The organism is Mastigocoleus sp. MO_188.B34 (assembly GCF_030065675.1).
Taxonomy (GTDB): Bacteria; Cyanobacteriota; Cyanobacteriia; order Cyanobacteriales; family Nostocaceae; genus Mastigocoleus.
Map to the genome: position 1 here is coordinate 1 of NZ_JASJDK010000186.1, position 11,256 is coordinate 11,256.

Annotated in this window: 6 protein-coding genes; all 6 read left to right on the forward strand. The window is 38.5% G+C overall.

What is annotated here, in order from left to right; all coding sequences use genetic code 11:
* Positions 1–560: 560 nt before the first annotated feature.
* The 6 genes from QNJ50_RS27020 (at position 561) to QNJ50_RS27045 (ending at position 11,222) form a co-directional block, all read left to right on the forward strand.
* Complete coding sequence (locus tag QNJ50_RS27020) at positions 561–1,589, forward strand: two-component regulator propeller domain-containing protein (protein WP_300641823.1); 1,029 nt, start codon at positions 561–563, stop codon at positions 1,587–1,589.
* Between the two features lie 250 nt (positions 1,590–1,839).
* Positions 1,840–4,062: a serine/threonine-protein kinase gene (locus QNJ50_RS27025; RefSeq protein ID WP_300641810.1), complete on the forward strand. Its 2,223-nt coding sequence runs from the start codon at positions 1,840–1,842 to the stop codon at positions 4,060–4,062.
* Positions 4,063–4,895: 833 nt separating this feature from the next.
* Complete coding sequence (serA, locus tag QNJ50_RS27030) at positions 4,896–6,476, forward strand: phosphoglycerate dehydrogenase (protein WP_300641813.1); 1,581 nt, start codon at positions 4,896–4,898, stop codon at positions 6,474–6,476.
* Positions 6,477–6,980: 504 nt separating this feature from the next.
* A complete protein-coding gene (locus QNJ50_RS27035) occupies positions 6,981–7,697 on the forward strand; it encodes an SDR family NAD(P)-dependent oxidoreductase (protein WP_300641816.1) in 717 nt (238 codons plus the stop codon).
* Between the two features lie 716 nt (positions 7,698–8,413).
* Positions 8,414–10,063, forward strand: coding sequence for an MFS transporter (locus QNJ50_RS27040; RefSeq protein ID WP_300641818.1), 1,650 nt, complete (start codon positions 8,414–8,416; stop codon positions 10,061–10,063).
* Positions 10,064–10,232: 169 nt separating this feature from the next.
* Entirely contained in the window at positions 10,233–11,222 is a 990-nt protein-coding gene (locus QNJ50_RS27045) for a low temperature requirement protein A (RefSeq protein ID WP_300641820.1), read from the forward strand.
* Positions 11,223–11,256 lie beyond the last annotated feature (34 nt).

Consider the following 11,256-nt stretch of genomic DNA (forward strand, 5'->3'; position numbering starts at 1 on the left):
AAAAAGACTCAAAAAATGGAAAATTACTATATATAAAATATACAATTAATTTATGTTTATTATCAAATATTTTGTTAAAAAATAAAAATATTTGTATGTAAAATAATCAGTATAGCTATTTTTAATAAATTGAAGTGCCTTGACTTTAAACGAGTAAATTCGTTTGATGAACAAATACCTATATTAGTAGTTTGTCAAAAACAAGGTTATAAAAATGTAATATCAGTTACTATTTATTGCTGCTATATCCTAATACCTTAGTAAAGAACATTATTTTTGATTTTATGCTTCATTTATAGTAAGACATAAAAGTTTTACTGATTAAGTTTATAAAATTACAAACTTAGGGAACACTGAAATTAACCTTGAACCTGCAAAGGGTAACGGTAATAAAAAATCTCTCCCAAGGAAATTGAAACGTGATACTGCTACGTGGGTTTACTTATTTGGCGTTAGCTTGCACCGTATTGGGATCGATCGCTGTTCCGAATACTAGTAATGCTGTCGTATCTAAACAGGAACAACAAGGAAAATACCCAGCGGAAAATTCTCAAGAAACAATTTTAGTTGAAAACTATCTTGAAAAATATCTGGAAAACTATAAATCTGTTGGTGTTGACTCCTCTGAGTTAACCCCTGCTTACCCACCAACAACCCCACCACCTGGAGTAAAACCTCTACCAGATCGACGGATATTGGAAAACAATCGTAAAGATGTAGATTATCGGGTTCATGCTTTGCAAAAAGATTATATAGGTAATTTGTGGGTCGGTTCCGGAAGGGGTCTCACGCGCATCGATCCCAATACCGGGGATATTTTAGCCCGTGTCAATTTGCCGAGTGTTGCCATTGGTGCTTTAGCAGAAGATAAAGTGGGACGTATATGGGTAGGAACCTATGCTGGATTAAAACGAGTAGACCCCCGCAGTAGTGAAATTACAGCACAAAATTTATTTTTACCTTCCAAAAGAGTTTTGTCTTTACAACTCGACCGACGGGGTTATTTATGGGTTGGAACTGATAATGGGCTAGCTTTAATTAGTCCCGACGAAGGTTTGATTATGACTACCTTAAAAAAATTACCAGGAGTTAGCGCCAATAGTATGACCCTTGATGCAGATGGTCAGCTTTGGGTTGGAACTTTAGAAGGTCTGGTACGGGTAAATACAGCCAGTGCTTTTGTGATGAAGCATATTAATAATTTACCCGGTACAACCGTACAAGCCCTAGCAATAGATTCCAAAGGTTTAATCTGGGCGGGAATGGCAAACAATTTACTGGTAATCAACCCTAAAAATGGGACTATTCTCAGATCTGTAACTCGGTTGCGGGGTAAAGATGTGAGATCGATCAAGTTTGCTCGAGATGGTAGTGTTTGGGTTGGAACTAGAAATGGTTTACTCAGATTAAATCCCCACAACGGAGCGGTATTAGATCGAGTTGCGGGATTACCATCTAGTCGAGTTATGTCTATTGCACCTGATGTAGGGAATAAGTTATGGGTTGGTACCAGTGAAGGTTTAGCTTGGTTAATGCCAAATATGGAAAGAGCACAACCTCATTTTGCATTTGGTCGGGAGGTTGAGTGATGAGTATTAGTTGGTTGCCAAATATATAAATAATTTTGTTTTCCAAATAGAAGGATAAGACTATAAATCAAAATTTAAATTTCTGCAGAGAATATATAACAAATGGTGGATGACAATTACACATGCAGCAGTAAATATTGCACATGTGACCTCACAGACATCTGATATTTGTGAACATTTTGCAGAACTCTCTTGCAAAGGGGTGAAGTTCCGCAGATAATTAAGTACATCCACTGAATTAATTGCAGTGATGCCCTCCTGTCTTAATCCTGCCTGCAAAAATCCCTCCCACCCCGATGACACTAACTTTTGCAGTCATTGTGGTACCCCACTTTTGCTGCTGAGAAATCGCTATCATCCAATCAAATTAATAGGTGCTGGAGGATTTGGAAGAACTTATCTAGCAGAAGATATTGATAAGCTCAATGAGAAATGTGTTATTAAACAATTTGCCCGTCAGACGCGTGGAACTTATGCCCTGAAAAAGGCAAAAGATTTATTTGAACAAGAAGCTAGACAACTACAAAAATTAGGAGAGTACCCACAAATACCAAGATTGCTTGCCTATTTTGAAGATAATTCTTGTCTATATATTGTACAAGAGTTTATCGATGGGGAAAACTTACTTTCTGAATTAAAGCAGGAAGGAATTTTTAGCGAGGAAAAAATTAGAGATTTACTACGGGATCTCTTAAATGTTCTCCAAGTAGTTCACGAACATAAAATTGTTCATCGGGATATTAAGCCAGATAATATAGTTCGTCGTTCTAGCGATCGCAAACTGGTGCTGATAGATTTTGGTGCTTCTAAGCAATTAATGACAACAGTGATGCCTGAACATGGAACAGCGATCGGATCTATGGGTTATGTTCCGATGGAACAGATAGAAGCTGGTGAAGCTTATCCAGCAAGCGACTTGTACAGTTTGGGTGCGACTTGTTTTCATCTTTTAAGTGGAATTTTACCTTGGGAAGCTTGGAAGAGAGAAGGTTATAACTGGGTAAAATGTTGGCGGAAATATTTACAACAACCCTTAAGTGAAGAGTTGGGATTATTTATTGATAAGTTGCTCCAGCAAAACTACAAACAGCGCTATCAATCAGCCGAAATTGCTCTACAGGAATTAATTAAGCTCCCATTTAACTCCAGTCAACCAGGGAAATTTTTCTTTACAGGAAATCAACCTTACTTGTCTCAAGAATCCGTAACTCGTACCCTTGAACCTTCACGTGTCAATTCAAACTCGGTAAGTTCCAAGCCAGTTAATTCAAATTCCATTAATTCAAACTCGATAAATTCGCCGTCATTACAAACAGGAATCCCTACTCGGGAAATTATTTCTCCAAGCAACTTTCAAGGTATGCTTTCATCATCACTTTTGGAAGCACCTGCGGCTATACCAAGCAGCGATAATTTACAATCCCTTCATTCCCTTCCCTTACCCAAACAGAGTAGTAAAGTTAAACAAGGACTGACTGTGGTTGGGATTTTTATACTCTTGAGTCTGGGAATATATGGTATTTGGAGCAAGAGCGAAGAAACTTCTCCTTCCGTACAAAAAGCTGAAACAACACTATCTTCAACCATACCTTCAGAGGAAATAGTTCTAGTCAAAACTCTTACCGGACATGATAGTCGTGTCAAATCGATGGTAATTAGTCCAGATGGTGAAACATTAATCAGTGCTAGTACTGACAAGACTATCCACATCTGGCACCTACCTACAGGTAAACTAAAAAATACAATTGCCAATCGTAATAGTCATGTGAAATCCATAGCAATCAGCCCTGACGGTAATACTTTGGTCAGCGCTCATGATGACAATACAATTGATATTTGGTATTTACCTACTGGTCAGTTAGTAACAAGTCTCAATGGTCACAATAGTGATATCTTTTCCGTTGTTATTAGTGAAGATGGTAAGACTTTAGCAAGTGGAAGTGAAAATGATATCAAAGTTTGGGAACTAGCAACGGGAAAGTTACAAACTACACTTAAAGGACATTTTTCTCCTCTAAAATCAATAGCGCTGAGTCCGGATGGTCAAACTATAGTGAGCGCTAGTGAAAATAAAATCAAAGTTTGGGATTTGTCAACAGGAGAGTTAAAAACTACTATTCCTCAAGAAGCTGGAATCTATTCTTTAGCGATCACCCCGGATAATACAACTTTGATAAGTGTTGATTTCAATGGTCATATTCATCGTTGGAAGCTAGAAACAGGCGACCTCAAACATACTCTTGCAGACCGAAGAGATACTGTATTATCAGTATTTATTAGCCAGGATGGTAATACCCTGGTTACTGGAAGTCCCAATAGCCAAATTAAGATTCGGAATTTACAGACAGGAGACTTGAGAACTATCTCCACAGAGCATCCCGATGATGTAAAATCTGTGGCAATCACTCCTGATGGTAAAACTTTGATTAGTGGAAACAAAGATGAAACTATCAAAATTTGGCGAATACCCTAGTGCTTTGTCCCATTAATTTTGATAGGTTGTAGAGACGTTGCATGCAACGTCTCTACAGGATTTTTAGGAAAACGAATCCGTCATATTTAATGGGACAGACCACTAGGACATTTCTTCAGAGTAATTGTCTACCAAAGATTTGAGAATTCATTTCATTGAACTTTGAATTTTTATAAAATTTACCAAGGATTAGTGCATCTCAAGTATTTTAATATACTTGTGCCTGTTAGTTAATTCCTTTAGATGCAACTATATCTCGCTCTCATATATCTCCTTCTTATTTTCTATATTTAATTTATTTCGGTTCTCAAAAAGAGTATTATATTTGACTTGACAAAGAAGATATATTTTTAGTGAAACAACAAAGAATTGTCGCTAATATAGATGAATTAGAATATTTGATGAGAACTTTATCTTCTCCTAAACTTTGTTCCTTTTAAACATTTAGAATATTTCAAAATGCTTAGTAATTTCTTATGGATAAATAACTTGGATAAAGAAAATCCTGAGAAAATTACGAAAAATAAATTAAAAATAATAAATCTTGGGAAACAATTTTTTTATAAACGTATATTTCTTTTAGTCCACTTAATGATTTATATTGGGCGAGAGAGTGGTTGTATGTACCGTTAGGGTTTAAATATGTAAATAAGTGCCACGCTGCTTTTATAAAGCCATAATTTAACACCGTTATGGGTAAAACGCGGGAGATTTATTTTTATTTAAAGTTAAAATTAGTCGTTTACCGCCTAATTGCAACCATTTAAGTGTAATTAAGATTAAACTGAAAAGTCTTCCTCAGGAAAAACTTTTAGCTTCTTTCATAAGCAATCATGTCTAAGGTTCTCGTATCAGATTCGATCGATCGGGCTGGGATTGATATTCTGTCCCAAGTCGCAACTGTCGATGTAAAACTAGGTCTAAAGCCAGAAGAATTAATCAAGATTATTGGTGAATATGATGCACTGATGATTCGTTCTGGGACCCGCGTTACTCAAGAAGTAATTGAAGCAGGGGCGCATTTAAAGATTATCGGTCGCGCTGGTGTGGGTGTTGATAATGTAGATGTACCTGCAGCAACCCGTCAAGGAATAGTTGTTGTTAATTCTCCTGAAGGTAATACAATTGCTGCAGCCGAACATGCTGTTGCAATGATGTTATCTTTATCCCGCCATATTCCAGACGCAAATGCTTCAGTGAAAAAAGGAGAGTGGGATCGTAAAACTTTTGTTGGTGCGGAAGTTTATAAAAAAACTTTAGGTATCGTTGGTTTGGGTAAGATTGGTTCCCATGTTGCTGCAGTTGCAAAAGCGATGGGAATGAAGTTACTTGCATTCGATCCCTTTATTTCTCGGGAAAGAGCAGAACAAATTGGCTGTCAACTAGTAGATTTAGATTTGTTAGTGCAGCAAGCTGATTATATTACTCTGCATATTCCTAAAACCCCAGAGACAACTCACCTCATTAACAGCGAAATGCTGAAAAAAATGAAGCCCACTACCCGAATTATTAACTGTGCTCGTGGTGGGATCATTGATGAGGAAGCTCTAGCTGTTGCCATCAAAGAAGGTACAATTGCAGGAGCAGCATTGGATGTTTATGAGTCCGAGCCATTAAAGGAATCTCCTTTAAAATCTTTAGGGAAAGAAATGGTGCTGACTCCTCACTTGGGTGCTTCAACTACAGAAGCACAGGTGAATGTGGCGGTTGATGTTGCGGAACAAATTCGGGATGTATTGTTAGGACTTCCTGCACGTTCTGCGGTGAATATTCCCGGTTTGAGTCCGGATATCTTAGAAGAACTCAAGCCTTATATGCAGTTGTCAGAAACTTTGGGGAATTTGGTCGGACAATTAGCAGGTGGAAGGGTAGAACTGCTTAATGTCAGCCTCCAAGGTGAATTAGCAACTAATAGAAGTCAACCTTTAGTTGTTGCTGCTCTCAAGGGTTTACTTTTCCAAGCGTTGCGCGAACGGGTCAATTATGTAAACGCCAGTATTGAAGCGAAGGAGCGCGGGATCCGTGTAATAGAAACTCGAGATGCTTCAATAAAGGATTATGCTGGTTCTTTACATTTGGAAGCCACTGGTAATTTAGGAACCCACTCAGTAACTGGTGCTTTATTAGGTGATGGAGAAATTCGGGTGACAAATATTGATGGTTTCCCGATCAACGTTCCCCCTAGTCATCATATGCTGTTTACCGTACACCGCGATATGCCAGGGATTATCGGTAAAATTGGTTCCTTGCTGGGAAGTTTTAACGTGAATATTGCCAGTATGCAGGTGGGACGTAAAATCGTACGCGGGGATGCTGTAATGGTTCTCAGTTTAGACGACCCTTTACCTGAAGGCATTTTAGCTGAGATTATTAAAGTACCCGGTATTCGCGATGCATATACTGTGACATTGTAATATTTGTCTTATGGGATTTTAAAGCCGTTCGGATCTCGAGCGGCTTGGTAATGGGTAATGGGTAATGGGTAATAGTGTGAGTTTGTTGTTTCAGAAAAACTGTCTACAAAAACAATTGATAACCAAGCGGTTCTTACACCAATTACGAAATACCAATTACTAATTACCAGTTTTTAAACATACCAGGACTTACGCAACGTTAGCATAGTGTGTCCGTAGGACATAGATTTGTCATTGCGACCGAAACACAGTGTAGGGAAGCAATCTCAGAGTTCTTGGGATTACGTCGCTATCGCTCGTAATGACGCAATTACGTTAATTTTGCGTAAGTCCTACATACAATAAGTTTTGCAAATAATAATATATTACAAAACGATACAAAAAATAATACAAAAATTAAAATTAAGAATTCTAACAGATGCAGATTAATCAAGGTTTGCATAAGCTAATAGTAGACTGACCTAGATCGTTGAATTCTTGGAAGTAAAAGGAGCGCGATCGCGCATGAGTCAATTAAAGGTTGCGGCAATTGTTGGGGTAGGTAAGGGGCTAGGAAACGCCATCGCTCATCGGTTTGCACGCGAAGGCTTTAGTGTGGGTTTAATTGCCAGAAATGCAAAAACGCTGGCTAATATTCAATCTGATTTGGAAAATTTTGGTAGTAAGGCATTGTCTGTGACTGCTGATGTCACAGATCCTGTGTCCCTTGCTGCAGCTTTGGATCTAATAAAATTAGAATTAGCTCCACCGGATATTTTAGTGTATAATGCCGGCATATTTAAGGTTAATGGCATTTTAGAACTGTCGCCAGAAGAGTTTGAGTATTGCTGGAAAGTTAATTGTTTTGGTGCTTTTGTCGCAACACAGCAGGTTTTACCAGCAATGCAGGAGCGTGGGAAAGGTACGATTCTTTTAACTGGTGCTACTGCCTCCCTCAGGGGTTCGGCTCGATTTTCTGCCTTAGCTGTAGGTAAGTTTGGATTGCGGGCGTTAGCGCAGTCATTAGCAAGAGAGTTTGGAAATCAGGGTATTCATGTGGCTCATATTGTCATTGATGGTATGATAAATACCCCTAATATTCGGGAACTATTCCCACAGGTAGAAGAGGATAACCTTCTCTCGCCTGATGCGATCGCTGAAACTTACTGGCATCTTTATAAGCAGGATCCTAGTGCTTGGACTTTAGAAATGGATATACGTCCTGCAGTGGAGAAGTTTTAACTCTATGGTTTTGATTCCATAGGTTTTAACTTGATAGCTTCTAATTTGATAGCTTCTAACTTCATAAGTTCAAATTTCATAGGTCTGAACTCTATAACGTAAGATGCTTCTTCCTCAATCTGAAGCTCTTAAAAATACCACGTGTAAACCCCTAAGTAAGAATGATAAAAAATTAAAAATGTGAAGTTACTGTTAAGAAAATAAATATCCGTACTTATTCTATTTGCTTTTCTATTGCTGTAAATGATTGAAATCTGGGGCTTTTCTGGATATTTCGACACATAAAGTAGTTCCAGATCGGAAGTAAACTTCATATCAGTTTAACTTGATTCGGGTATTAGGATTTGTAATTAGTAAATTTACAACGATCTTCTTGGCAAAAATCACATCACCGTTTACGCAATTGCCAGGACAGTTTTTACAAACAAATATTCAGAGAAATCAACTCTTTAAAGCTGTATGAAACAAGACTTTAAATCCCTGAAACAGTAAAAAAATCTCGATAATAGTTTATTTTTTCGGGGTTTGCACTGAGGCTAAATATGATACACACCTGAAAGAATGAGTTGTTTTATATACAGATTTTCATAATATTATCAGCAAAAACCGATTGTGACAGTCCTGTGTTCGGACTGCGGGTTGTATGACCCTCTATCCCTCTCGGGTAGAATTCGGAAATTGTCTTTTTAGAAGATTGTCCATTTTGGTGGCCTTAGATGACAAACATCATGCATCAGATGACAAACATCACCCAACGACCATGGTATGAAGCTGCTATTTTGTCAGCACCATACAAACCTTCTTCAAAAAATTTTGAGAAGTGGGTGCTTGCAGCAACTATCATCGGTTCGAGTATGGCGATGATGGATGTTACTGTCGTTAACGTAGCGCTGCCAATATTACAAAATGTATTGGACGGTACGGCAGCTGAAATGCAGTGGGTGGTTGAGTCTTACTCATTGTTTCTTTCTGCTTTAATTTTGGTCGGTGGTTCTTTGAGCGACCGTTTTGGTAGACGAAAGATTTACGCTGCTGGCGTAATTCTATTTGCCTTGGCTTCGGCTTGGTGTGGTTTATCATCAACCGTAAACCAACTAATCATTGCTCGTGCAGTTCAAGGTATTGGTGGTGCACTTTTGGTTCCTGGTAGTTTGGCAATTATCAGTGCTGTTTTTGAAGGCGAAAAACGAAGTAAAGCCATTGGAACTTGGGCAGGTTTTACAGCTATTACTTCAGCTTTAGGAACCGTTTTAGGTGGCTGGTTAGTAGAAGAATGTTCCTGGCGATGGATATTTTTTCTCAACCTACCTTTAGCTGTAGTTGTTCTGGGTATTTCATTGCTATATATGCCAGAAAGTTTTGGTGAAGATTCTCCTAAGCTTGACTGGTGGGGAACCCTTTTAGCAACTTTAGGTTTGGGGACACTGGTTTACGGATTAATTGAATCGTGTAATTTAAGTCTTACCCATCCCTTGGTCGTTACCTGTTTAGTTGTAGGCACACTGATTATGTGTGCTTTTATTTTAGTTGAGGCTAAAAGTTCTTCTCCAATGATGCCGCTAAATTTGTTTAAATCTAAAACATTTAGTGGTGCTAATTTACTTACTTTGTTACTCTACTCCGCCTTGGGAGGAGTGTTTTATTTGGTTCCCTTCGATTTAATCCAGATTCAACACTATTCTGCTACTGCAGCTGGCGCGGCTTTTCTACCTTATATTCTGATAATGTTCTTTCTTTCAGAGTGGTCGGGGTCTTTAATGTGTCGCTACGGAGCAAGGTTACCTTTAACTCTTGGTCCATTGTTGACCGCTGTTGGTTTTGCTCTGTTCATCATACCGGGCATTGGTGGTAGTTACTGGACTACATTTTTCCCAGGAATTATTGTTTTAGGTTTTGGAATGACAATCAGTGCTGCACCTTTAACAACAACTGTGATGAGTGCAGTTAATCAGCGTCAAGCTGGTATTGCTTCAGGAATTAATAATGCGATTTCTCGAACTGCGGGATTAATAGCGATCGCAGTGTTTAATATTTTCCTGTTCAATGCTTTCAATTACAATCTCGATCAGTATTTGGCAAAATTGAATATACCTTTATCAGTAATAGAGCAGCTATCGGAACAAAGATTTAAGCTAGCAGGTGCTGAAATCCCAGCAAATGTTACTGAAGAGATGAGAAGAACGCTTCAAGAAGCAATCACTTTTTCGTTTGTAGATGGTTTTCGTTTGGTAATGTTCATTGCGGCGGTTTTAGCCTTTGCAAGTGCAGTAGTTGCTTTCCTCACAATCAAAAACAGACCGGAGGTTTCTGAAGAACCTTCTTCTGACGCTAGTAAGCAGCAATATATAGTATTGGCACATCATTAAGATTACAAAAAATAGCCTTAGGCTAAAAAAGAGGGGCAATCGGTAGCTATCGATATAAATTGATTAAAATATCTATATTAGGGAAGTCGGGTAAACATTAATATTTTCGTTAGACAATATAAATATATTTTCTAGGGGTGCAGTATTGTCATTACTGTGCCCCTTCAGAATGTTTATTCCGATCTGGTGGGCTTGGATTGGAACTACCTTCTATGCTAATCGTTTTGATACTGACGACATTAGCAATCGTTTGCTCACGGGTTTGCAAATGTTAGCAATAGCAGCACTTGCGGTCAATGTCCATGGAGGTTTAGGGGGAAATTCTGCCGGTTTTGCTTTGGCTTATGCTGTTAGTAGATTTATTCTTGTTTTCCAATATTTGCGCGTTATCAAACATATTCCCCAAGCGCGGAAATTTGCAATCCATCATGCAACCGGTTTTGCAACCGCAGCGATATTATGGTTCATCTCTGCATTTATTCTTATTCCTTTACGGTTTATCTTTTGGGGATTGGGATTAGCTGTAGATTTTGCAACCCCAATCTCAGCTAAACGTCATCAAACAAACTTACTTCCCCACCCAGAACATTTACCAGAAAGGTTTGGGCTATTTACAATAATCGTTCTAGGTGAAGCTATTATTGCTGTTGTTAATGGTGTATCGGAAAAACATTGGGATATAGGGAGTGCAATATCGGCTGTATTTGGTTTTATTATTGCCTTTGGTTTGTGGTGGGTTTATTTTGAAAATGTTGCAGGTTCGGCTTTAAGAAATGCTGGAAAGCAAGGCAAATTAGGTATTTTTCAAGTCTGGTTGTTTGGACATTTACCTTTAGTTATTGGTCTGACAGCTACCGGAGTTGGGGTACAAGGTGTAGTTCTAAGTGATGCAAGTCTTGCTTTACCAACCCCCGAACGTTGGCTGATTTGTGGTGCTGTAGCACTTTGTTTGCTTGGTTTGTCTATTCTCCACATTACGGGTTTAATATTTCCTTGCAAAGTTAGAGCTAGATATCGATTGGGTACAGCTGCTGTATTATTGGTTATTGCAGTAGCAGGTGTAAATTTTACTCCAGTAGTAATAGTAGGGTCGGTGGCTTTAGCTGTAGTATTCCAAGTGCTGCAAGATTTGTACCAAAGTGGTGAGTTTAGCTCTTGATGGGGATTGGGGATTGGCGACTGGCGACTGGGGA